Source organism: Acidipropionibacterium virtanenii, from assembly GCF_003325455.1.
Taxonomy (GTDB): domain Bacteria; phylum Actinomycetota; class Actinomycetes; order Propionibacteriales; family Propionibacteriaceae; genus Acidipropionibacterium; species Acidipropionibacterium virtanenii.
On record NZ_CP025198.1, the window covers coordinates 2,409,418 to 2,430,956 of the forward strand.

At 68.3% G+C, this 21,539-nt stretch carries 23 protein-coding genes; 7 read left to right on the forward strand and 16 right to left on the reverse strand.

Going from position 1 to position 21,539, the window contains the following annotated elements; all coding sequences use genetic code 11:
- Positions 1–15: 15 nt before the first annotated feature.
- Positions 16–534 (reverse strand): glycine cleavage system transcriptional repressor, encoded by a 519-nt coding sequence (locus tag JS278_RS11105; RefSeq protein ID WP_114045248.1) that lies wholly within the window; start codon positions 532–534, stop codon positions 16–18.
- A gap of 49 nt (positions 535–583) precedes the next feature.
- Positions 584–1,231: an aminoacyl-tRNA hydrolase gene (locus JS278_RS11110; protein WP_114046285.1), complete on the reverse strand. Its 648-nt coding sequence runs from the start codon at positions 1,229–1,231 to the stop codon at positions 584–586.
- 72 nt (positions 1,232–1,303) lie between these two features.
- Between JS278_RS11110 and JS278_RS11115 the strand changes: the two genes are divergently transcribed.
- Positions 1,304–1,936, forward strand: coding sequence for an HAD-IA family hydrolase (locus JS278_RS11115; protein WP_245935091.1), 633 nt, complete (start codon positions 1,304–1,306; stop codon positions 1,934–1,936).
- On the opposite strand, the gene JS278_RS11120 is transcribed toward JS278_RS11115, so the two are convergent.
- From JS278_RS11120 to JS278_RS11145, 6 genes are all read right to left on the reverse strand, one after another.
- A complete protein-coding gene (locus JS278_RS11120; protein ID WP_114045249.1) occupies positions 1,929–2,318 on the reverse strand; it encodes a hypothetical protein in 390 nt (129 codons plus the stop codon). The two genes, JS278_RS11115 and JS278_RS11120, sit on opposite strands and share 8 nt — an antisense overlap.
- A 70-nt stretch (positions 2,319–2,388) precedes the next feature.
- Positions 2,389–3,186, reverse strand: a complete 798-nt coding sequence (locus tag JS278_RS11125) for a CHAD domain-containing protein (protein ID WP_114045250.1) — start codon at positions 3,184–3,186, stop codon at positions 2,389–2,391.
- Between the two features lie 9 nt (positions 3,187–3,195).
- Entirely contained in the window at positions 3,196–3,573 is a 378-nt protein-coding gene (locus JS278_RS11130) for an ArsR/SmtB family transcription factor (RefSeq protein WP_114045251.1), read from the reverse strand.
- The gene (locus tag JS278_RS11135) at positions 3,570–4,811 is read right to left on the reverse strand and encodes an MFS transporter (RefSeq protein WP_114045252.1); all 1,242 of its coding nucleotides are present in this window, start codon (positions 4,809–4,811) and stop codon (positions 3,570–3,572) included. Before JS278_RS11135 ends, JS278_RS11130 begins: the two co-directional genes overlap by 4 nt.
- 93 nt (positions 4,812–4,904) lie before the next feature.
- Positions 4,905–6,335 carry an MFS transporter gene (locus JS278_RS11140; protein WP_245935092.1) on the reverse strand — a complete coding sequence of 477 codons (1,431 nt, stop codon included), beginning with the start codon at positions 6,333–6,335 and terminating at the stop codon, positions 4,905–4,907.
- Between the two features lie 283 nt (positions 6,336–6,618).
- Positions 6,619–8,112, reverse strand: a complete 1,494-nt coding sequence (locus tag JS278_RS11145; RefSeq protein WP_245935093.1) for an MFS transporter — start codon at positions 8,110–8,112, stop codon at positions 6,619–6,621.
- Between the two features lie 411 nt (positions 8,113–8,523).
- Between JS278_RS11145 and JS278_RS11150 the strand changes: the two genes are divergently transcribed.
- Entirely contained in the window at positions 8,524–9,507 is a 984-nt protein-coding gene (locus JS278_RS11150) for a zinc-binding dehydrogenase (protein ID WP_114045254.1), read from the forward strand.
- An 8-nt stretch (positions 9,508–9,515) separates the two neighbouring features.
- Here JS278_RS11150 and JS278_RS11155 read toward each other — a convergent pair whose 3' ends face one another.
- Positions 9,516–10,481, reverse strand: a complete 966-nt coding sequence (locus JS278_RS11155; RefSeq protein WP_114045255.1) for a sugar phosphate isomerase/epimerase family protein — start codon at positions 10,479–10,481, stop codon at positions 9,516–9,518.
- 1 nt (position 10,482) lies between these two features.
- A complete protein-coding gene (locus tag JS278_RS11160) occupies positions 10,483–11,499 on the reverse strand; it encodes a Gfo/Idh/MocA family protein (RefSeq protein WP_114045256.1) in 1,017 nt (338 codons plus the stop codon).
- 152 nt (positions 11,500–11,651) lie between these two features.
- Between JS278_RS11160 and JS278_RS11165 the strand changes: the two genes are divergently transcribed.
- Positions 11,652–12,677, forward strand: coding sequence for a LacI family DNA-binding transcriptional regulator (locus JS278_RS11165; RefSeq protein ID WP_114045257.1), 1,026 nt, complete (start codon positions 11,652–11,654; stop codon positions 12,675–12,677).
- Between the two features lie 26 nt (positions 12,678–12,703).
- On the opposite strand, the gene JS278_RS11170 is transcribed toward JS278_RS11165, so the two are convergent.
- The gene (locus JS278_RS11170; protein WP_114045258.1) at positions 12,704–13,414 is read right to left on the reverse strand and encodes a response regulator transcription factor; all 711 of its coding nucleotides are present in this window, start codon (positions 13,412–13,414) and stop codon (positions 12,704–12,706) included.
- A gap of 112 nt (positions 13,415–13,526) precedes the next feature.
- Between JS278_RS11170 and JS278_RS11175 the strand changes: the two genes are divergently transcribed.
- Both JS278_RS11175 and JS278_RS11180 read left to right on the forward strand, forming a co-directional pair.
- Entirely contained in the window at positions 13,527–13,712 is a 186-nt protein-coding gene (locus JS278_RS11175) for a hypothetical protein (protein WP_114045259.1), read from the forward strand.
- 450 nt (positions 13,713–14,162) lie between these two features.
- Complete coding sequence (locus JS278_RS11180; RefSeq protein ID WP_181833708.1) at positions 14,163–14,978, forward strand: sensor histidine kinase; 816 nt, start codon at positions 14,163–14,165, stop codon at positions 14,976–14,978.
- A gap of 622 nt (positions 14,979–15,600) precedes the next feature.
- Here the strand turns inward: JS278_RS11180 and JS278_RS11185 are convergent.
- The 3 genes from JS278_RS11185 to JS278_RS11195 all read right to left on the reverse strand — a co-directional run bounded on the left by JS278_RS11185 (position 15,601) and on the right by JS278_RS11195 (position 17,383).
- Positions 15,601–16,188 (reverse strand): methylated-DNA--[protein]-cysteine S-methyltransferase, encoded by a 588-nt coding sequence (locus JS278_RS11185; protein WP_114045261.1) that lies wholly within the window; start codon positions 16,186–16,188, stop codon positions 15,601–15,603.
- Positions 16,185–16,673 carry an RNA polymerase sigma factor gene (locus tag JS278_RS11190; RefSeq protein ID WP_245935094.1) on the reverse strand — a complete coding sequence of 163 codons (489 nt, stop codon included), beginning with the start codon at positions 16,671–16,673 and terminating at the stop codon, positions 16,185–16,187. The genes JS278_RS11185 and JS278_RS11190 overlap by 4 nt, the downstream gene beginning before the upstream one ends.
- A 110-nt stretch (positions 16,674–16,783) precedes the next feature.
- The gene (locus JS278_RS11195) at positions 16,784–17,383 is read right to left on the reverse strand and encodes a histone deacetylase (protein ID WP_114045263.1); all 600 of its coding nucleotides are present in this window, start codon (positions 17,381–17,383) and stop codon (positions 16,784–16,786) included.
- A gap of 143 nt (positions 17,384–17,526) precedes the next feature.
- Between JS278_RS11195 and JS278_RS11200 the strand changes: the two genes are divergently transcribed.
- The gene (locus JS278_RS11200; protein ID WP_114045264.1) at positions 17,527–18,027 is read left to right on the forward strand and encodes a hypothetical protein; all 501 of its coding nucleotides are present in this window, start codon (positions 17,527–17,529) and stop codon (positions 18,025–18,027) included.
- 18 nt (positions 18,028–18,045) lie between these two features.
- Here JS278_RS11200 and JS278_RS11205 read toward each other — a convergent pair whose 3' ends face one another.
- Together JS278_RS11205 and JS278_RS11210 are read right to left on the reverse strand one after the other, a co-directional pair.
- Entirely contained in the window at positions 18,046–18,681 is a 636-nt protein-coding gene (locus JS278_RS11205; protein ID WP_114046288.1) for a histidine phosphatase family protein, read from the reverse strand.
- A gap of 63 nt (positions 18,682–18,744) precedes the next feature.
- The gene (locus JS278_RS11210) at positions 18,745–20,754 is read right to left on the reverse strand and encodes an ABC transporter ATP-binding protein (RefSeq protein ID WP_114045265.1); all 2,010 of its coding nucleotides are present in this window, start codon (positions 20,752–20,754) and stop codon (positions 18,745–18,747) included.
- Positions 20,755–20,899: 145 nt separating this feature from the next.
- Here JS278_RS11210 and JS278_RS11215 point away from each other — a divergent pair, with 145 nt between their 5' ends.
- Complete coding sequence (locus tag JS278_RS11215) at positions 20,900–21,523, forward strand: dihydrofolate reductase family protein (protein WP_245935095.1); 624 nt, start codon at positions 20,900–20,902, stop codon at positions 21,521–21,523.
- Positions 21,524–21,539 lie beyond the last annotated feature (16 nt).

The window sequence follows — 21,539 nt, forward strand, 5'->3', positions numbered from 1 at the left end:
TGTCGTGCACCGAGGTCAGGAGACGTCGACCAGGTCGATGTCGACCATCAGCTCACCGGCGATCGATTCGAGGGCCTCGCGCAGATCGTCCTGCGTGGTGGCGGTGGTGATGCGTACCCGCGCCTCGGCCTCGAAGAGCACGCCGTCGCCCATCGGGGCGTCGCGCAGCTCGGTGTCGAGGTCGTCGATGGTGACCCCGAGGCGGGCCATGGCACCGGTGACCTGGCTGACGATACCGGGATGATCGTGGCCGATGAGCCGCACAGACAGCACTGTCTGGTCGTGGGACTTCACCGGCGCGGTGGGTGTCACGGTGATGGCGAGGCCCTCGGCCTTCAGGGACAGCAGGCTCTCGCGCAACCCGGGGGCCCGCTCCTCCGGTATATCTACCAGGATGATGCCGGCGAAGGCACCGGCCAGCAGAGCCATCCGGCTCTCCAACCAGTTCCCGCCGTGCTCGGCGACCTTGGCGGCGACAGAGGAGACGATCCCCGGCCGGTCCGCTCCGACTGCGGTGAGGAGTAGCTGTGCCATGCCCGAATGCTAGTCGAGCCGCACGCTGTCAGATGTGCAGGGGGAGTTATCACCAGGAGGCTCGGGTGGTCTCGGTGGGACCGTCCAGCTCGGTGAATCCGGCGTCGGTGATCGAGACCGGCCGTCCCTCACGCCGCCACTGCTCGGGGTCAGGAGTGAGGACGTGGACCCTGAAACCGTCCTCGCGCCACCGCCGTAAGGTGCCGTCGTCCATCCTCTCGCGGGCGATCTGGGCCGCGTGACCGCACTGGGCGGCGGCCTTGCCGGTGGTGATCTCGATGCCGGGGTTGATCTCGACGGTGACCACCGCGCCGGCGCTGGAGCTGGTGCCCACGTCGGGGAAGTGGGTTCCCGAGACCTGCAGCTTGTCGAGGGCCTTGGGCAGCGGTCGTACCGGGGCGGGGACGAAGGCGCGCACCGCGGCGGGCCCGAAATCCACGGAGCCGTCGAGTGCGGGTGCGTCCTGGGTCATGGTCACTCCGTCCAGCAGCTGGACGTCGTCCCAGCGCTTGCCGTCGGCGCGGCGGACGAGCTTGCGGATCCGGTTGTCGTTCCAGCGCCGGACCGACGCGTACCACGGGCCGCCCTCGGCGGCGCGGGGATCGTCGAGCAGGGCGACGACGGCCCTGGCCGCGGCCTCGCAGACGTCGATCTGGCGAGCGGGATGATGCCTGTCGCGCAGCACGACCAGCTGCATGGCCCAGGGATCGACCTCATGTTCGGCAGTCACGGCCGCCGAGCATACGCGCGCCCTTCTAGAATCAGCCTGATGAACGTCATCTGGGACATGGGCGGCACCCTCATCGACACCTATCCCGAGGTCGATCGCACTCTGGCCGGGGCCGTGTGGGGCGAGGGCGTCACGGCTGCCCGCCTTCACGAGGTGGCTGAGCTGCGTCAGGAGTCGATCGCCCATGCGATCGGCGTCCTCTCCGAGCGCCACCGGGTGTCCCCCGATGCACTGCAACGGGCCTACGACGAACTCAAGCAGCGCTGGAGCGAGCATCCCGCCCCGCTGATGGATGGGGCGCGCGAGGTGCTGGCCGCGGTGCATGGCTCAGGCGGGCTGAATCTGGTCGCGACCCACCGCGACCGCACCAGCGCCGAAGCACTGGTGACCGCGCTGGGGATCGAGATCGACGATCTGGTCTGTGCTCCCGACGGTCTGCCCCGCAAGCCCGATCCGGCGATGAACCTGCTGCTGATGGACCGCCACGGGCTGGATCCCGACGCGGTCCTGTGCGTGGGCGACAGACCTATCGACGTCCTGGCCGCTCAGGCGTCCGGGACCAGGGGTGTCCTTCTGGACCCCGGGGCCACGACGCCGCCCGACGCGCTGCCGGAGGGCTGCCTGGTCATCGCCGATCTGCGCGAGCTGATCGGCCTGGCCCGGATCAGATGAGATTCTCGAAGGCGTAGTCGCCGGGCCACCAGGCCATCCAGCGGCCATCGGCGAAGCCCGAGAGCTGGGCGATCTCGGCGCTGGGATCGGCCCGGCGCGGGTTGATGATCAACGCCCCATGGGCGAACTGGATGCGCAACCCCAGTTCGGTCCGCTCGGCGGTCGACAGCACGGTGGTCCCCAGCAGACTGCGCAGGACGTCGGTGAAGCCGAGATCGCCGTCGCGCCAGGTACCACCGGACCGTTCGACGTCCGGCCACGAGCGGCAGCTCAGAACCAGCCTGGGCGACCGGGCCCCCGGCCGGTCGAAGCACAGGCGGAGGGGTTCCCCCAGCGCGACCTCGAGGGAGCGGAGGCGATGCCCGACGAGTCGGGAGAGCACATCATTCGGGGCTAACGGCGACATTTCCGGTTACTCAACCTCATCCTGAACTCGGCCAGCGCAACGACCCTCATTCTGCCACACGGAACTGTCGGTTCAGACTTTCCGGCAGGGCGTCCCGCACCGCCGCGGGCAGGCCCTCGCGCGCCCGCCGAGCACGGACGTCCTGACCGGCCAGCAGGGCTTCTGCGGCCTCCGGGACGTCAGGCCCGAGTGCGTGCCGGATGACCACCGCGTCCTGCATGACGCCCAGCAGAGCGGCCAGCCCGGCATATCCGGCGACGCGGTCGCCGGACTCGTCAACGGTTCCGCCCAAGGCCTCCAGCGCGTACCGGGCCGTCTTGGCGCGACGACGCAGCCGGTGCTCGGCAGCGGCGAGGTCGTCGGGACCGGCGAGCACCGACCGCCAGGCGTCGGCGACTCTGCGCTCGGCCCGGTCGAGACGGACGAGCAGGAGGTCCTCCCCCGGACGGACCGCACCCCGCCAGGCGGAGCCGATGAAGCCGTCAAGGTCATCGAGGAGCCGGCCGGCACGACGAGAGGCGAGCATCTGATCGACCAGCCGGGCCAGGATCTCCCGTCGTCGCCCGAAGTCCGGAAGGATGCTCAGCTGCTCGGCGATCACCTCGGCGTCGCGGGCCGCTCCGAGGACCCCGTTGTACCAGCTGAGCTCGGCCGTCAGATGCGCTGACGGCGTGCGGCGCAGCAGTGGTTCGAAGACCCTGATCGTCGATCGGAGACGTCTTCCGGCGGCTCGCAGGTCGTGGATCGAGTCGGGCTCGCGCGCGATCACGGCGGCCGGCAGAGACCACATGAGATCCAGCTGCCGGGTCCAGTATTCCTGCACTGTTCGCGCCGGCCCGGTCATGTCCGGATTCTACCGGCGGTGGTGCGGGGGCACCGTGTAGAGGGCGTGCTCGCTCAGCTGAAGAGTGTTTCGCACCAGGGCCGCCAGGTGCTCGTCGGGCTGCCCGTAGAAGACCGTTGTGCCCTGCCGTCGCACCGTGACCACTCCTGCGGCGCGAAGCCGGGCCAGGTGCTGGGAGACGGCGGGTACCGGGCGTCCGAGTGCCTCGGCGATCGACGTCACCGACATCTCGGTACCGTCGAGCATGCTCAGGATCGCCAACCGGGTCCGGTCGGCCAGCAGCCGCAGCACGGTGACGGCGTGGTCGACGACCGCCGCCTCGGGGATCTCGCCACGATCATGCGCGACGTCACTGCCCGGCTCACCGTCGCGAGCCTGCTCCGTCATACCCGGACCTCCTCGATCACCGGCCGGTCCACCGGTCCCCACATGAGCCTACCGGCCACCAACGACGCCGCCGCGAGGACCGCCAGGACGACTGCGGCCGGCGTCAGCCCCCACTGTCCCAGGAGCCCTGCGAGCGGATAACTGATCAGCCAGCACGCGTGGGACAGGGAGAACTGTGCGGCGAAGGCGGCCGGCAGCTGGTCGGCCCGCACGGCGCGACGGATGATCCGGGCCATCGGGGTCTCCACTCCCGACCAGCCCGCCCCGATGAGAAACCACAGGGCGGCCAGGACGATCCTCACCCGTCCGGATCCCGCCATCGGGAGCAGCAGGCCGGCGGCCAGCACCCCGGCCGGAAGCAGGATCCCGGCCCGCAGCATGACGCTGCGCTCCGGAACTCTTCGCAGGATGCGCGGCAGGCACAGTGCGGTGATCATCGAACCGGCCCCGTTGATGCCCAGGAAGACCGCCACCCAGGACTCGGGGAGTCCGAGGTCGGAGCGGACGACGACCACCGTCTGCACCAGGACGAAGGCCACGGCGGCCGCCACCGCCATGTTGAGCACCAGGATCGGGCGCAGTGAGGGACTGGTGAAGAAGGCGACGACTCCGGATCGGGCGCGCTGACCGAAGGGCGGATCGGGCCCGTCGGCCTCATGGGACAGTCCCAGACCCGTCGGTAGCGCGGAGGCCAGCACCAGGCAGGTCGATCCGACGAAGCCGATCGCGGTGCCGAAGAACAGGGCGCTGCCCGGAACGATCAGCAGGAGGGCGGCAGCCAGCATCGGGGAGGCGATCGACTCCAGATCGGTGGCCAGTCGCGAGAGGGACAGGGCGTCGGTGTAGTCCTCCTCGTCGGGAAGCACCACGGGGATGACGGCCTGGAAGGTCGGCGTGAAGGTGGCCGACGCCGCCTGGAGGATGAAGACCAGCACGAAGATCTGCCACATCCGGGTGACGAACGGCAACCCCAGAGCGGCCACCATCCTCAGCGCATCTGAGCCGATGAGCACCCACCGCCGCGGGATCCTCGACAGTGCGGCCGACGCCAGCGGCGCGATCACCACATAGGCCACCATCTTGACCGCCAGCACGGCCCCCATCATCAGGCCGGCGCGGCCCCCGGCCAGGTCGTAGGCGACCAGGCTGAGCGCGACGGTCGCCAGGCCGGTACCCAGCAGGGAGATCACCTGGGCCGCGAACAGGCATCCGTAGACGCGGTGCCGGAGGATCCTCATCACACTTTCATTATTGCATCATTATGCAATCAATTAAGCGGCGGACGACGCGGCTACGCTCTGCACCCATCCGTGCCGTCCTGCGGCTCTCGCTCAACGGCTCTTGACGGTCCCGTGGTCATCCTCGACGCGGCGGAACAGATCCTCGATGTCGAGATCGGGGTTGTCATCCTGGCCGTCCACCAGATCCCGGGCCTCCTCGATGCTGGAGACCGCGGGCATCGACCCGGGGAGCGGCCTCCGGGCGGACTCGGGCAGGAAGAAGACCACCACGAAACCGGCGATGGAGGTGAAGATCACCCAGAAGGCCGGCGCCAGAGCCTGCTTGGTGAGCGCCACCAGGGACTCCATGATGAACGGCGCGGTGCCGGAGAACATCGCTGCGGCGATGTTGTAGGAGATGCCCATCCCGCCGTAGCGCGAGGAGGTCGGGAAGAGCGAGGGCAGGCACGAGGCGAGGTTCGAGACGTAGAGGGCGACCGGCACCGAGAGCACGAAGAGCCCCAGCAGCGTCGACCACACCGCCCCGTGCATCATCAGCAGGAAGGCCGGGACCGCCAGCACGATCCCGCCGATCGATGCCATCCGCAGCACGGCACGACGCCCGATCCGGTCCGAGAGCGCGCCGGCCAGCGGAATGCACAGCGACATGATGACCAGCACCGGCAGGGTCAGAAGGGTGCCGTGGGTCTCGCTGTAGTGGAGGGTCGTCGTGAGATAGGTGGGCATGTAGCTGGTGAGCGCATATCCGGCCGTGTTGGCGGCGGCCACCAGGATGATGGCGACGAGGAGCTCCCGCCAGTAGGCGCTGATCAGCTCCCCCACGCCCTTCGGGCCCTCCATCACCTCGGCCTGCTCCAACCGCTGCGCCTCCTTGAAGGCCGGCGTCTCCTCGATCCGGGAGCGGAAGTACAGCGCCACAGCGCCGAAGGGCAGCGCCAGCATGAACGGTATGCGCCATCCCCAGCTGTCCATGAAGGAGTCGGTTACCAGCAGCTGCATCACCGAGACCATCGCGGCCCCGGCGGCGAACCCCAGGTAGGAGCCGAGGTCCAGCAGCGCGGCGAGGTAGCCGCGGCGCCGGTCGGGTGCGAACTCGGTGACGAAGGTCGTGGCCCCGGCGTACTCCCCGCCGGTGGAGAAGCCCTGCACCAGCTTGAGCACGATGAGCAGGATCGGAGCCCAGACACCGATGGTCCGGTAGTCGGGCAGCACGCCGATGAGGAAGGTCGCCGAGGCCATCATCAGCAGTGTGAAGGCGAGCACCTTCTGGCGCCCCAGCCGGTCTCCCAACTGGCCCAGCACGACGCCGCCCAGCGGCCTGGCGATGAAGGTCACCGCGAAGACGCCCAGGGAGAACAGGTTCTGGGCTGTCTCGGAGCTCCCCGGCAGGAACATTCTGCCGATGATCACCGCCACATACCCGTAGACCCCGATGTCGTACCACTCCATCAGGTTCCCGACGATCGTCCCGGCGATCGTCTTCCGCAGAACGGCCGGTTCCACCACGGTGACGTCGTCCACCTGAAGCCGCCGTCTCTCCGGACTCCCAGGTCCGGAGGATGCTGCCCCGCCCGTTGTGCTGGTACTTGTCATGATGATCTGCTTCCTGCCGTTCACGGTGCGGGACGCCGGAATCCGAGGACGGCGGCCTCCCCCTCTGGGTGCGACGGCCCCCATACGCGCCGCCCTGTCATGCATCACAATCGTGGATACAGCTCTGAAGCGGTCAGGCTAGATCATCAGCGGGTGAGAACGCTGCGTCCCGTCTCGCCTGTCGGGAATCAGAGAACCGGGTGCCCGGAGCTCAGGACGCGCCCTGGAGCTGTTGACGGTCCCCGGCGGCGAGCAGATCCGAGAGCTCGTCGAGGTCCAGATCCGGGTTGGTGTCCTGGGTGGCCACGAGCTGTCTGGCCTCCTCCCGGGTCGCCACGGTCGGCATCGCTCCGGGCATCGGCCGGCGCGCGGACTCCCTCATGTAGCCGGCTGCGCACAACCCGGCCACCGAGGTGAGCATGATCCAGAAGGCCGGGGCCAGGGGCTGGCCGGTGAGCGTGACCAGGGACTGCATGATGAAAGGCGCGGTGCCCGCGAACAGCGCGACCGAGATGTTGTAGGTGATCCCCATGCCGCCGTAGCGCGACTCGGTCGGGAACAGGGCCGGCAGGGAGGCGGCCAGGTTGGCCAGGTAGAGCGCCACCGGCGCCGCCAGGATGAGCAGGCCGAAGAAGGTGGACCATGTGGAGCCGTGCATGAGCAGCAGGAAGGCGGGCACCGATCCGACGATCGCGCTCAATGCGGCGATCTGAAGCACCCGCTTGCGGCCCAGCCGATCGGACATCATGCCGCTCAACGGCACGCAGGCCGACAGGATGACCAGCACCGGGACGATGAGCAGGTTCCCGCGCACCGGGTCGTAGTGCAGGGTCGTGGTGAGGTAGGTCGGCATGTAGGTCGTCACCGCGTAGAAGGTGGTGTTGGCGGCCGCGACCAGCACGATCCCGGTGAGCAGCTGACGCCAGTACGCGCGGATGAGAGCGATGACCCCCTTCGGGGCGCCGACCGCCTGGATGGCCTCCTCGTCCGCGTTGCGCTGAGCCTCCTGTGCGGCCTGGAAGGCCGGGGTGTCCTCCACCTTGAGGCGGAAGTACATGGCCACCGCACCGAAGGGCAGGGCCGCCATGAAGGGGATGCGCCAGCCCCATCCGTTCATGAACTGCTCGGAGAGGTTGAGCTGGAGCAGCGAGACGAACAGGGCACCGATGGCCGCACCGAGATTGGAGCCGGCGTCCAGCACCGAGGCGTACAGGGCGCGATGCCGGTCGGGGGCGTACTCGGTGACGAAGGTGCTCGCCCCCGCGTACTCCCCGCCGGTGGAGAAGCCCTGCATCAGCTTGAGCACGATGAGCAGCAGCGGTGCCCAGAAGCCGATCTTCGAGTAGTCGGGCAGCACGCCGATGAGGAAGGTGGCCGATGCCATCATCGTCAGGGTGAATGCCAGCACCCGCTGGCGGCCCAGCCGGTCCCCGAGCTGGCCCAGCACGATCCCGCCCACGGGTCTGGCGATGAAGGTCACCGCGAAGACGCCCAGAGAGAACAGGCTGCGCGCGGAGTCCGACCCGTCGGCGAGGAACATCCGTCCGATGATCACCGCGACATAGGCGTAGACGCCGATGTCGTACCACTCCATCAGATTTCCGACGGCGGCTCCCGCGATGGCCGTCTTGAGGGTCCTGGGCTCGACGACGGTGACGTCGTCCACCTCCAACCGTCGCCGGGAGCGCTTCCTCGTCCTGTGCACGTCTGTCGTGTCCGGGCGGTCAACCATGTCTTCCTCACAAATCGACAACAGAGGTCGGACGATGACCGTCGCCACGACGTGTGCGTGGGCGCGGCCAGCACCACGGGAAGACAGCCGAGGATCCGGCATCGGCATCAACCCGGGCGATCAAGGCCCGACCGGTGGCAAATGGCGTGAATCCCCCTCGCACTGCCACCGCTCGTGGAGGTGTACAACCAGCGCCGATACTCACGAGGGCCACGCCTGACCCCTGGAGTTCACCGGTACGTGCTGGTACTCGAACAATCCGAGGATACATGGTCGTACCCTTCCTCGGACAAAGACCCGTGAGCTCGGCCCGGTCCGCGGGCCTCATGCTTGACCGTCGACGGTAGACATGGATGGAACCTCGTCGCGAGAAGGAGACGATCCATGAGAGCACTGCTGCTGCCCACCGCAGGCGGCTTCGATTCCCTTGAGGTCGGGCAGGCTCCCCGGCCTCGGCCCGGTGCGGGCCAGGTTCTCATCGCCGTCCATGCGGTCGGCCTCAATCCGGTCGAGTACAAGGTGGCCAGAGGCGGAGGCGTCCCCACCTGGCACTGGCCGCACATTCTCGGCCAGGACTGCGCAGGGGTGATCGCCGAACTCGGCGAGGGGGTCTCGGAGTTCCGGGTCGGGGACCGGGTCGCCTGTCATGGAGATCTGGGGCGGCAGGGCTCCTTCGCCGAGTACGTCGCCGACGATGCCGAGGTGATCGCCAGAGTCCCCGAGGGGGTCGACGACATCTCCGCAGCGGCCCTGCCCTGCGCCGGTATGACCGCCTACCAGGCGATCGTGCATCGCCTTCACGTCGAGCCCGGGCAGACCGTCCTGGTGACGGCCGGCGCCGGCGGGGTGGGCGGCTACGCGATCCAGCTCGCACGGATCGCCGGGGCCCGGGTCCTGGCGACGGCGTCGGCCGGCAATGCCGAGAGGCTGCGCGCGCTCGGCGCCGAGCCGATCGACTACCGGTCCACCGACGTGGTCCGGGAGGTGCGACGTCTCACTGACGGTCGCGGGGTGGACGGCATCCTCGATACGGTGGGCGGCGACTCGGCGACAGCGAACCTCCAGCTACTGGTGCACGGCGGCGGGATCGTGACCATCGACGGACGCCCCGACCTCACCACCGTGCCCGAGTTGACGATCGCCCCCTCGGTCCACGAGGTGGCCCTCGGGGCCGCTTACCAGTGGGGCGACGCCGCGGCCCACCGGCGCCTGTCGACCGATCTGGCCGCACTGCTGGACCTGGTGGCCGCGGGCCGCCTCGACCCGATGGTGACGCGCACCGTGACCCTCGACGAGATTCCGGCCGCACTGCACGACCTGGAGGGTCGTCACGTGGCGGGCAAGATCGTCGCGAGGATCGCCGACTGAGCCTGAACTCAGATGGCCTGGGGCTTCCAGCTCGGCGGGCCGACCAGCAGCACCTCGCTGAGTAGCCGCACGGTCTGCGCCACCCCTTCCACCGCGTCCATCGCGACGTCCTCGTGCTCGATGGCCAGGGGCCCGTCGTACCCGCCGGCGCGCAGGTCAGCGCAGAACCGTCCCCAGAACTGCTGACCGCCCGGGTGCCCCAGGCCCAGGGTGACATAGTTCCAGGACCGGTCGTAGGACCTCTCGGGAGGCTGGGTGTCCAGCATCCCGTTGACGTCGGCGACCTGCGGCTGACGCCGGGAGTCCTTGGCATGGACGTTGAACACCGCTCCCCGAAGGGCCCGGATCATCGCCAGCGGGTCGGCCCCCATCCACATCGGATGGGAGGGGTCCAGGTTCGCTCCGACGGTCTCTCCGACCGCCTCGCGCAGCCGCAGCAGGGTGGCCGCGTTGTAGACGAGCTGATCGCCGTGCATCTCGACGGCGAAGCGCACCCCCTTGTCACGTCCGTACCCGGCGAGGTCCTTCCAGTACGGGATCGCCACTTCGTTCCACTGGTGGTTCAGAATCTCCTGGGTCTCGGGCGGCCAGGACGTCGTGACCCAGTTGGGGGTGCGGTCCCCCGGCGCACCGGCCGGCAGGCCGGACATGCACACCACCGTGCCGATGCCGAGCAGGCTCGCCAGGTCGACCGTGCGGTGCAGCACCCTGTCCACCTGAGGCCCGATGACCGGATGGAGCTGGTTGCCGTTGGCGTTGAGGGCGCTGATCGTGATGCCGCGCCGCTCCAGCGCGTCGGAGAACGCGTTGCGGGCCCCGGCATCGGCGAGAAGCCGGTCGAGATCCAGATGCGGGGCTGAGGACCAGCCACCGGTGGGGAACTCGAGCTGGGTGATGCCCAGTCCCGCGGCCGTGTCCAGGAGTTCCTCGAATCCGAGATGGGCGAGGGAGTCGGTGACCATGGAGATCCGCATGTCAGTCCTCCTCCACCGCGACGGGCGAGCCGCCCTGATTCATCGAAGCCACCAGGGCCTCGGCCACCGCGCTGGCCCGCAGCCCGTCGCGGGCGGTCGCGGCGTCGGGATGACGGCGCCCGGTGCGAATCCCGTCGATCCATGCGGCCAGCTCGGACCGGTAGGCCGCCGCGAAACGGGCGCGGGAGTCCTCGGGATAGAAGGTCTGACGGGCCAGGCCGGCGTTGAGCACCACCGGCGTCTGCTCCACCAGCGCGGGCACCGCGGGCAGCTCGACGGTGGCCCGCTCGCAGACGGCCTCGCAGCGCACGTCGTAGCCGTACTGGAGGTGGACGCCCAGCTCGACGGTGTGCAGGGCCCCGGCGGCGTCGCGCAGCAGCATGAACTGGGGGTCGTGACGCTCCGAGATGAGCGAACTCGCCCTCCCGGCGGCCCACTGGACCCCGACTACCGGGCTGCCCGACAGCCAGGGCAGGACGTCGATCTCGTGGATGCCGGAGTTGGTGATCGTGGCGGAGCTGTCCTGACCGGGGTAGGCCTCGACATTGCGATGCACCGAGTGGGTCATCAGCAGGGCGCCTTCGCGGCCTTCGACCAGGCGCTGCTTGAGCGCCTGGTAGCCGGGGTCGAAGCGTCGCATGAAGCCGACCGTGACGAGATCGGCGCCGAGCGCGTCCTGGCGCGCGACAAGAGCCCGAGCCGCCTCGGCGTTGGGCGCCAGCGGCTTCTCGCACAGCACTGGCAGCCGCGCGTCCAGGCAGGCGGCGACCAACGCGGCGTGGGCAGGATCGGGGGCGGCGACGATGACGGCGTCGACGGCTCCCGAGTCGATGAGCTGTCGGCCGTCCGGGTAGATGTCGGCGACGCCGACCTCGCCGGCCAGCCGCCGGGCCCGCTGCTCATCGGCGTCGGCGAGGGCGGTGAGCCTGGCCCCGCGAATGCCGTCAGCGAGGTTGCGGGCGTGATCTCCGCCCATCATGCCGGTGCCGATGACGCCGACACGGACCTGTTCTGACATGGATTCCTCCTTGAATCGAGACGGGACTCTCCGGTGAGCGGTCCAGCCGTATCTCAGACACTATATCGTTCTAGTCCGTAGTGTGCGGGGTTGGGCGACCACCGCGGTCAGGTGGCACAGCAGTTTCGAACCGGTCACCGGAAGGCAATGGCATGTCCGAGAGTCCGTCCAGCAGCAGGCGGCCGACGATGCGGGACGTGGCCCGGGCCGCGGGAGTCTCCCCCGCACTGGTCTCGATCGTCTTCCGGGAGGCCGCGGGGGCCTCCCCCCGGACCCGGGAGAAGGTCTTCGCGACCGCCAGGAGCCTCGGATACGTCCGCGACGAGCGGGCCCGAGGCCTGCGCTCCCTCCAACGGGACTCGATCGGCATCACCTTCCGACTCGACCAGCCCTTCCAGGCAGCGGTGGTGGCCGGTGTCTACGACGCCGTCAACCTGGCCGCCCACCCGATCGTCACCTCGCCGACCTCGGAAACCCGCGACGAGGAGGAGGCCCTGTCCGACCTCATCGCCAACCGCTGCGGCGCGGTCATCGTGCTCTCCTCGCGGCTGCCGGCCGATCGGCTGGCCCGGATCGCCGACGACCTGCCGGTGGTGTCGATCGCGCGCACGGTCGACGCCCCGCGCGTCGACTGGGTGGCCTCCGACGAGCGGGGCGGCATCCGGCTGGCGGTCGATCACCTGGTCGAGCTCGGCCACCGCGACATCGTCTACCTCTCGGACACCGGATCGGCCGGAGGCCCGGAAAGACTCGAGGGGTTCCATGACGCCGTTCTGGCGGCCGGCATCCGGGACTCGGCCCGGGCCGTCGGGGCCGGACGCACCGAGGACGCCGGTTCGGCGGCCACCCTGCGGCTCCTCGACGCAGGCCGGCTTCCCACGGCGATCGTCGGCTTCAACGACCGCTGCGCCCTGGGCGTCATCGACACCCTGATCAGACGCGGCGTGAGAGTTCCCGATGAGGTCTCGGTGGTGGGCTTCGACGACTCCGAGGTCGCTGCGCGGTCGATGATCCGGATGACGTCGGTGCGTCAGGACCCGATCGCCCTGGCCCGCGCAGCGGCCGAGCGGGTCATGCTGCGGGTCGGCCCCGGTGGCGGCGACCTGCCCGCCGCCGGGATCGTGAAGCCCACCAGCCTGACGGTCCGTTCGACCACGGCGCCGCCGCGAGTCCGTTGATCCGAGGCGGTCGGTTCAGTGCGGCGTCAGCGCGCTGACCCGTCGATGGCCGGATGCACCAGGCCGAGCTCGGTGGCCCGGATGAGCAGCTGGACCCGGTCGCGGGTGGCGAGCTTCTCCCCGGCCTTGGCCAGGTAGGACTTCACCGATCCCACCGAGATGCCCATCGCATCGGCGATCTCCGCATTGGAGTAGCCGTGCGCCAGCCAGCGGACGGCGGCCAGTTCCTGGGGTCCGAGTTTCGGATAGGTGTTCTCCTCGCGGGGTGCCGGCGCCACGGCCTCATCACGGGCCTTCTCGGCGTCCTGCGCGTCCAGGGCCATCCTCACCAGCACGTCGGAAACCCGCGGGGAGATGTAGAACTCGTCGGCCAGCACAGCGTGGATGGCCGGGATGAGCTCATCGGTGCGGTCCTTGACGAGGTAGCCGGAGGCTCCGGCGGCCAGCATCGGCGCCACGTACTCCTGGGTGGTGAGGGTGGTGAGGGCCAGCACCTTGACGCCGGGGTGTTCCCGGACGATCCGGCGCGTGGCCTCGATCCCGTTCAGCCGCGGCATCCGGATGTCCATCACGACCAGGTCGGGCGGGCTGGCGATGCACCGGACCAACGCCTCCTGACCGTCGCGGGCCGTGCTCATCGTCTTGTCGCCCAGGCTGCTGTCGAAGCCGATCAGCGCTGACAGGCCGTCGCGCAGCACCTGGTCGTCGTCGACCACCAGAATCCTCAATCTCCCCATGGCCGCAGCCTACAGATTGCGGCGTCAGGGTGAGACCCGCCGTATATCGGTGCTACCGTTCGATTAGCGCTCACGGATCATGTCCTGGCACCAATTTGATCGGAGTACAACAATGAACAAGAAGCACCGTCTCGCCTCAGCCCTGGTCGCTCTGCTGATCACGGCCTCCTCCTTCGGCGCACTGTCCGCGCCCGCCGCGAATGCGGCCCCAGTCGTCGGTGGGACCTCCGGCGGCACCGTCAGCACGCAGGGCATCGACCAGATGATGTGCTATTTCTTCCCTCGCATCTGCAGGTAGCCCGGACCGATCACTCTTGTGAGAGGAGCGACCCGAGTACGGTCACCGAGTGACTCAGGCGCGACGGCGATCCCTCGCGTGATCGCCGTCGTTGTGTCCTGTCTGGCCGCATTCTTCGTCTCCGATGACCTCGTCAGAGCGATCAGCGACCTTCGAGACCTGACATCTGCTGTAGATCTCACCCGTATCGTACTGTGCGCGTTGGCGATGGCGCTGTCCTGCTGGTTCCCCCGCGCTTCGGCCGTACTGCTATGGTTGTCAATCCCAGTCACGCTGACGGTCTATACGGTCGGTTTGCTGCCGATCGTGGGCGTGGTCGTATGCACAGTTGTGACAGCCACCACTGCCGTCACGTTCCTCTGTGTCAATGCCGGAGTGATGTTGGTCGCCGTCATTGCTATTGCATTCCGCTGGCCAACAATTCCAGAAGCGCTCTTTTGGGCGGGCATCGTGCTCCTCGCGGTCTCGATCGCCCTGGGTCTCGTGATTCGAGCGGTACTGCGCGGCTCCGCGGAGCGCCAGCATCAGGAGGAGACCATCAGACAGGTCCGGGAGCAGGCCGAACGGGCGCGCCGTGAGGAACGGCTGCGCCTGGCCCATGAGATGCATGACTACGTCGCCCATGAGCTCACCGTCTCGGTGGCGGCCCTGGCCGCGACCCAGTTCGACATCACCGCGGTCGAGCGCCGCTCCGACGCCGACAGGGAGATCCTCGAGGCCGTTGAGAGATCCAACCGCCGGGCCCTCGAGGAGCTCCGCCACGCACTGAGGGTCCTCGACACCGAGGACGACACGGTGGAGGATGAACTGCCCGTGCCCTCCTCCCCCTTCCCCCCGGGCCCCACCAACACCGCGTCCCTGCCAGATCTCATCGAGGGGGCCGCCCGGGACCTGCGTGTCGTCGGCGACCGTGTCACGCTGTCCGTCAACGGTGGAGCCGGACTGGCGTTGGGTACCGCGGACCTCGAGATGGCCAGGAGATTCCTCACCGAGGGCGTCACCAATGCCGTCAAGCACGGCGGTCTGGGAGCCGCCGTGCTCATCCGTGCCGACTCGGTCGACAAGGCGGTCACGATCGCCATCGCCAACACCATCGGTGCCTCCGTCCCCCCCGCCGAGTCCACGGGACTCGGCCTTCGCGGACTCAGGGAGGAGGCCGAACGGCATGGCTGCGAACTTGCCAGTGGTCGGTCGAGCGATGATGCCGGCTACGACTGGACGATTGAGTTGAGGATCCCGACCGGGCGCGGCAACAGCGTCGCGTAGGTGGGAGTCGCATAGGTGGAATGAGCAATGGGACGACTTGGCCCGGTCGCGTCCGTGGAGGGTTTCGCGACCGGGCCAACGTCTGCTGGAGTGACCAGCCCGGCCGGAACGTCCTGGCGTTCCGGCCGGGCGACCCAGTCCCCCCAGACCCCTGTCAGATGATCTGCGACTGTTCGCGGCAGTCGCATCGGTGCGGTTCTCGCCATCGCCACACCGGTGATCATCATCGGCCGTAGTGCCCGTTCGGCCTTGACACGTTCTATAAAACCCGCGTCAAGGCTCGCGCAACAGCAACTTATGGCCAGACTTTTCACACGTTTTCCTGGCCGGATGGCCACCTGGTCAGCACGATCCGCACCGTCGTCGCGTTCGGCCGGCCCGAAGGCAGCGAGGATCTGCTTGTTCTACCGGTCGTTCTTGGTGCCATTGGCACGTTGCGCATCGCGGAACATCGTCGTTTTCCCGCTGAGCAGCTGGCGCACTCTCCGCCACTCCCAGCAGAACCCGAGCCCCCACAGTTGGAAGAAGTGTCCCCTGATCGCTCCCAGGACGATGGAGATCAGGAATGCGGACAGGAAGCTCAGACTGGCAGGAGCCCTCGCCTCCCGACCGACGAGCGCGCTCAGGAGGCCTCCAGAGCCAGCAGCGCCCGCTTGGCCTCCAACCCGCCCAGATACCCACCCAGACTGCCGTCACTGCGCAGCACACGGTGGCACGGCACCACGACCGGCAGCGGGTTGGTGGCACACGCGCTCCCGACCGCCCTGACCGCACGCGGGCGGCCGACCTTCTCGGCGACCTCCTTGTAGCTGAGCGTCTGGCCGTAACCGATGTGTGGCAGCCAGGCCTGCACCTCGCTCCGGAAACCCCGCGACAACCTCCTGTCCAGTGGGAGATCGAAGGACCGGCGGGACCCGCGGAAGTACTCGTCGAACTGGAATGCCACGACGTCGAGGCGGCCCCCGGCCCCGAGAACCCGTGGACTGACCTGCTCGGAGAGGCTGTCGAGCACTGCGTCGAATCCCTCGGCCTCGAAGGCCACGCGAACCAGCCCGTGACGAGTTGCGGCGATGAGCATGGAGCCGATCGGGGTGTCGAGGGTCCGGTAGGAGACGTCGAGCAGGCCGGCCGCCTCAGCATCGACGGCCAGGTGATCGCGCAATCTGGCCAGATCGACGTCGGATGCGGGGAACATGTCTGTGGTGGTCATGGGTGCTGTCCTTCCCCCGGGCCGGGTTCGAGCCGGCTCCTCAAATTCTTCAGTCCGTCCGATGCGGCTCGCCGGACGGCGTCCGCGCTGCCACCGATGAGTTGGGCGGTCTCGGTGTGCGGCAGTCCTCCGAGATAGTGGTAGGCGATGGCCAGTCGCTGCCGCTCCGGCAGCTCGCCGACCAGTGACCAGATGTCTTGCTCGCCGGGCTGGCCGTGCCGGGAGGCGCGCGGGGGCGGGTCGGCGACCGGGGTCGGCCGCCGGGAGCGCGCCCGGAGGACGTCGATGGTCTTGCGCTGCGCGATGCGTACGAGCCACGCCTCGACGTTGGCGCTCTCGTCGAGCCCGGACCATGCCCGAAGGGCGGACAGGAAGGTCTCCGACCAGGCGTCGTCGGCGTCCGGTCCGGAGCCCAGCGCGGCCCGGCAGACCCGCAGCACGGTGGCCCCGTGCTGCTCCACGGCCCGCTCGAAGGGCTTTTTCATGGTCATACACAGTAGACGCGCCACAACGGAAGAATGTGAGGTCCCTCCAGACCTGTGCCCAGCGCGACGAACTCGCGCGGCAGCTCCCCCGTTGTGGAATCCGGGAGGGCTCAGGCAGCCTCTTCCAGAACGCCGCAGGCGCTGAAGTACTGGCGGCAGCGGGCGGCGTCCCATCCGTGGGCCTGGAGCAGTCCGGCGCCGAGCATGTCGAGATAGGCCTGGACCGGCTGGTTGAATGCCACCTCGACCGAGCGGGCGGGTGCGGTGAAGGTGAGCATCGGGTAACCGTCGCGCTCCCCGACCCGCAGCAGCGTCTCGTAGATCCCCGGCCCGGCCTGGTGACGGCCCTCGGGCAGGCCACCGAGCACGACCGACTCAAGGGGGTCGTCGGCGGCCGGTCGCCGGTGCATCTCCTGGGCGGCGACATCGACGAACTGCTCGGCAGTGATGAGGTAGGCACGGGCGGCGGCCGGTCCGTCCGCATCATGATCGTAGAAGGCGATACCGCCTCCCCAGACCCGCGACACCGTGCCGAAGTAGAGGCAACCGGGCAGCATGACCGCGAAGTCTTCACGGGGAGGGGTGTGATCTCGGGCCCCGACATAGCTCACTCGTGCCCCTGGCGGACGCCCGCCCTCCAGGTAACAGGCCAGTCGGGCCGCGTTCATGTTCGATCCGTAGCTGACGTACCACACAAGTTCAGAAGCCATCGGCGCCCATGCTGCGTCATCGGAGGCGGGAAGTCCACGGCCGATCTGGAGTTGTCCACAGGGTGGGACCTCGGCCCGGGATCGTTGTCCACAGATTTCGGATCCCTCTTCCGTACTATGCGACACTCGCGAACACTGTCTACATGGGCATCAGATACTACGCATACCCCGTCCCTCTCGAGCGCATCCCAGCGGCATTGATCGACCCCGCGACCGCCATCCCGTACGACCCGTTCATGACCTCATTCATGCCGCGATTCGAGGACGGCTTGAGCGCGACCCCGTCCAACGACCCCTACGACGACCTGTACCTGGACAAGGTCTGGTCCTGGGTCGGGCATCTCTTCGCCACCGACTGGTGCGAGCCGGACCGACCGGCCTACGAGCTGTTCAAGGGGAATGCCACCACGGTGGACATCGGCTGGATTCCGTGGGAGCAGTTCATCGGGCCGGACGAACTCCGCCCAATAGCTCAGGACCTTAATTCTGTCGGTCCGGCGGAGGTCGATGCCCTCGTCGAATCGTCGAAATATCATTTCAAGAAAGAGGAGGGGGAGTGGATTCTCGAACTGCTCCGCGAGACCCAGGAATTCGTCCGCCGACGCGTGGAGCGCGGCGAGGGGATGGCGATCCATATCGGATAGGCATCCTCTCGTCAGCGCTCAGCTGAAGTCGACGCGCGGGTCGGGCGGGCAGTTCCAGCGCAGGATGGCCTGGTTGTCGTGCTCGTAGCCGAGCTCGCAGACACTGCCCGTCTCCAGACGGAGGATGGCGCCCGCCTCGATCGGCAGGCCGGCCCAGGTGAGCGCCAGCATCCGAAGGAAATGGCCGTGCGCGACCAGCAGGACGTCCTCGCCCTGGCGCAGGCAGTCGGTGCACTTGTCGATGACACGTTGAGCGCGGGCCTGCACCTGTTCGGGGCTCTCCCCCGGGGTCGCCCCAGGAATGACGCCGTTGTGCCAGACGTCCCAGGGCTGTCCGCCGCGCATCTCGATGATCTGCTCGGTGGTGATGCCCTCATAGCCGCCGTAATCCCATTCGACGGCCTCGTCATCGATCGCCGGATTCGGATAGCCCGCCAGCTCCGAGGTCCGTCTGGCACGCAGCCGCGGGCTGCACAGCACCATCGCGAAGCGGTGGCCCCGCAGCATCGAGCCCTGGTCGCGTGCCTGCTGTTCGCCCCGGTCGGTGAGCGTCAGATCGGTCACGCCGGTGTGGCGGCCGACCCGGCTCCACGGCGTCTCGCCATGGCGGATGAGTACGAGCCGTCCGTTCGGATCGGTTGCGCCGTCAGACATGGCCTCTCCCACCCCTCTGCGAGTCAGGTCCCGGGATCGGTCGATGACCCGGCTCAAGCACCCTCACAATAGCGATTCGCCGCCGGGTGCGGGGAGTCCGGCAGCCAACTCGCTCCTGGTCGCCGGTTCGGCGGGATCGGCCTGCGGGCACCTGTCGGCGCGCCGATCGGGATGCGGCGCCCGGGCTCCCGAGCTCGCACCGTCCACCCTGGCGGAGGACATCTGCTGTGCGGCCAGCTCGGCGTAGAGGCCTCCGGCTCCGATGAGCTGAGCGTGGGTCCCCTGTTCGACGATCCGCCCGGCATCGACGACGTAGATCATGTCGGAGTCGACGATGGTCGAGAGGCGGTGCGCGACGGTGATGGTGGTCCGCCCGGCGGCGACCTCGTCGATCGCCTGCTCCACGACGCGCTCCGAAACGGTGTCCAAGGCCGAGGTGGCCTCGTCCAGCAGCAGGACGGGAGGGTCCTTGAGCAACACCCGTGCGATGGCGATGCGCTGCTTCTCCCCGCCGGACAGGCGGTAGCCGCGTTCCCCCACGACGGTGTCGTAGCCGTCCTCGAAACCGGCGATGATGTGGTGGATGTTCGCCGCCGTACAGGCCTCCACGAGTTCCTCATCGGTGGCGTCCGGCTTGGCGTAGCGCAGATTCTCCGCGATGGTGGCATGGAAGAGATAGGTCTCCTGGGAGACGATGCCGATGTCGTCGATGATCGACGAACCGCGCAGGCCCCGGACGTCGGCGCCCGCGAACCGGACCTCGCCGGAGGAGGCCTGATAGAGCCGTGGGGCGAGGTAGATGATGGTGGACTTGCCCGATCCCGAGGGACCGACGAGGGCCACGTGACGGCCCGGCCCGACGGAGAAGCTCACCCGATCGAGGGTGGGTCGGGAATCAGGGGCGGCATCCGGGTAGCGGAAGGTGACCTGGTCGAACTCGACGCTGCCGCGTGGGCCGGGCGCCTCGCTCACGTCGACCGGTTCGGTGGCGTCCTGGACCGCGGGTTCCATGTCGAGGTACTCGAAGATCCGGGCGAACAGGGCCTGGGAGGTCTGGATGTCCAGAGCCACCCTCATGAGGCTGACCAGCGGGCCCAGCAGGCGTGCCTGGACGGTGGTGAAGGCGACGATTGAGCCGGCCGTCAACCCCGCATGGCCTCCGACGATGAGCCATCCTGCGATGAGGTAGATCACAGCGGGCACCGAGGACATGAGCACCTGGACGATCGCGAAGAATCCCTGCCCGCTCATGGCCCGGCGCACCTGAAGGTGGATCTGATTGACGTTCTCGGCACGATAGCGAGAAGCCTCGGCGGCCTGCCGGTTGAAGGATTTCGCGAGCAGGACCCCCGACACCGAGAGGGTCTCCTGGGTGATGGAGGTCAGCTCCGACAGGGACTCCTGGGTCTGCCCTGCGATCCGGGCCCTGATCTGGCCGACCCTCCTCTGCACGATCACCAGGATCGGCATGATGATGACGGCCACGATGGTCAGCCGCCAGTCGATCAGGACCATCGCCACCAGGGATGCGATGACGGTGACCGAGTTGCCGAGGATCGCCGTGAGGGTGGAGGTGAGGACACTGGACACCCCTCCGACGTCGTTCTGCAGTCTCGACTGGATGACGCCGGTCTTCGTCCGGGTGAAGAAGGCCAGCTCCATGGCCTGGAGATGTTCGAAGAGCTTCACCCGCAGGTCTCCGGTGACCGAGTTGCCGACGGTCGAGGTGAGCCAGGTCTGCAGCACATTGAGCCCGGCCGACACCAGGTACAGGCCCACCATGGCAGCGACCAGGACGGCCAGCAGAGGCATGGACGGACCGCCGTGAGCGGGGAAGAGCGCCTGGTCGAAGACCCGCTTGACCAGCAGCGGAGGAATGACGCCCAGGGCCGCGGAGACCATCACCAGGATGCACGTCACCACGATCCTGATCCGATAGGGCGCGAACAGGGCCAGCGCCCGTGGCCCGAGGTTCTCGATCGTCGGCGCCTCGGCATTGAGCGCGCGTTGGGCCCGCTCGTCGACCCGTCTCCTGAAGCCGCCGACCGCTGGACCCGTCCCCGGATAGCTCATGGTTCAGATGATATGGATCGGCAGGAACCGCCAGTACCATCCCGGGGGAGCTCATGACGGCCACCTCATGAGCGACGATTGGAAACCACTCCATCCGTAGTAGCCTCGTACGAACCACTTCATCTGTAGTTGTCTGAGAGGGGCCATGATGCGCAAGCTCGTCTACTACATCGCCGCATCCATCGACGGCCGCATCGCGGGGCCGCGGGGAGAGGCGGACTTCTTCCCGGTCGGGCAGGGCGAGGACGCCGCCGCGTACATGAACTGGGTCAACGAGCGCTACCCCGAGACGGTGCCCACCCAGTACCGTTCTGCGGTCGGACTGGAGGGCCTGCCCAACAGGCGATTCGACACCGTCGTGATGGGGCGCAACACCTATCAGCTCGGCCTTGATCAAGGGGTCACCAGCCCTTACGCACACCTGCGCCAGTACGTGGTCTCCAGCGCAATGGCCCGGATCGACGACCCCGCGGTCACACTGGTGCGCGACGCCTCCGCGCTCGTCCGGCAGCTCAAGGACGAGGACGGGCTGGATATCTGGCTGTGCGGCGGCGGCCGGCTGGCCGGATCCCTGCTCCCCGAGATCGACCAGCTGATCCTCAAGCGCTACCCGGTGATCGCCGGAGCGGGCCCGGCCCTGGTGGACGGCGACTTCAACCCCGCCCTGTTCACCCGGACCGACCACCGGTCCTTCGCCAACGGGTCCAGCATCACCTGGTACGACAAGGAGGCGTCACCCGGCGCTGGGGAGATCCCTCTCGCGCGGTGACACGCCGAGCCCCGAC

What these genes read in the sequence shown, in the direction of transcription:
- JS278_RS11105 (WP_114045248.1), bottom strand. Translation starts at nt 534, where the DNA reads ATGGCACAGCTACTCCTCACCGCAGTCGGAGCGGACCGGCCGGGGATC.
- JS278_RS11110 (WP_114046285.1), bottom strand. Translation starts at nt 1,231, where the DNA reads ATGCAGCTGGTCGTGCTGCGCGACAGGCATCATCCCGCTCGCCAGATC.
- JS278_RS11115 (WP_245935091.1), top strand. Translation starts at nt 1,304, where the DNA reads ATGAACGTCATCTGGGACATGGGCGGCACCCTCATCGACACCTATCCC.
- JS278_RS11125 (WP_114045250.1), bottom strand. Translation starts at nt 3,186, where the DNA reads ATGACCGGGCCGGCGCGAACAGTGCAGGAATACTGGACCCGGCAGCTG.
- JS278_RS11130 (WP_114045251.1), bottom strand. Translation starts at nt 3,573, where the DNA reads ATGACGGAGCAGGCTCGCGACGGTGAGCCGGGCAGTGACGTCGCGCAT.
- JS278_RS11135 (WP_114045252.1), bottom strand. Translation starts at nt 4,811, where the DNA reads ATGAGGATCCTCCGGCACCGCGTCTACGGATGCCTGTTCGCGGCCCAG.
- JS278_RS11150 (WP_114045254.1), top strand. Translation starts at nt 8,524, where the DNA reads ATGAGAGCACTGCTGCTGCCCACCGCAGGCGGCTTCGATTCCCTTGAG.
- JS278_RS11155 (WP_114045255.1), bottom strand. Translation starts at nt 10,481, where the DNA reads ATGCGGATCTCCATGGTCACCGACTCCCTCGCCCATCTCGGATTCGAG.
- JS278_RS11160 (WP_114045256.1), bottom strand. Translation starts at nt 11,499, where the DNA reads ATGTCAGAACAGGTCCGTGTCGGCGTCATCGGCACCGGCATGATGGGC.
- JS278_RS11165 (WP_114045257.1), top strand. Translation starts at nt 11,652, where the DNA reads ATGTCCGAGAGTCCGTCCAGCAGCAGGCGGCCGACGATGCGGGACGTG.
- JS278_RS11170 (WP_114045258.1), bottom strand. Translation starts at nt 13,414, where the DNA reads ATGGGGAGATTGAGGATTCTGGTGGTCGACGACGACCAGGTGCTGCGC.
- JS278_RS11175 (WP_114045259.1), top strand. Translation starts at nt 13,527, where the DNA reads ATGAACAAGAAGCACCGTCTCGCCTCAGCCCTGGTCGCTCTGCTGATC.
- JS278_RS11185 (WP_114045261.1), bottom strand. Translation starts at nt 16,188, where the DNA reads ATGACCACCACAGACATGTTCCCCGCATCCGACGTCGATCTGGCCAGA.
- JS278_RS11190 (WP_245935094.1), bottom strand. Translation starts at nt 16,673, where the DNA reads ATGAAAAAGCCCTTCGAGCGGGCCGTGGAGCAGCACGGGGCCACCGTG.
- JS278_RS11195 (WP_114045263.1), bottom strand. Translation starts at nt 17,383, where the DNA reads ATGGCTTCTGAACTTGTGTGGTACGTCAGCTACGGATCGAACATGAAC.
- JS278_RS11200 (WP_114045264.1), top strand. Translation starts at nt 17,527, where the DNA reads ATGGGCATCAGATACTACGCATACCCCGTCCCTCTCGAGCGCATCCCA.
- JS278_RS11205 (WP_114046288.1), bottom strand. Translation starts at nt 18,681, where the DNA reads ATGTCTGACGGCGCAACCGATCCGAACGGACGGCTCGTACTCATCCGC.
- JS278_RS11210 (WP_114045265.1), bottom strand. Translation starts at nt 20,754, where the DNA reads ATGAGCTATCCGGGGACGGGTCCAGCGGTCGGCGGCTTCAGGAGACGG.
- JS278_RS11215 (WP_245935095.1), top strand. Translation starts at nt 20,900, where the DNA reads ATGATGCGCAAGCTCGTCTACTACATCGCCGCATCCATCGACGGCCGC.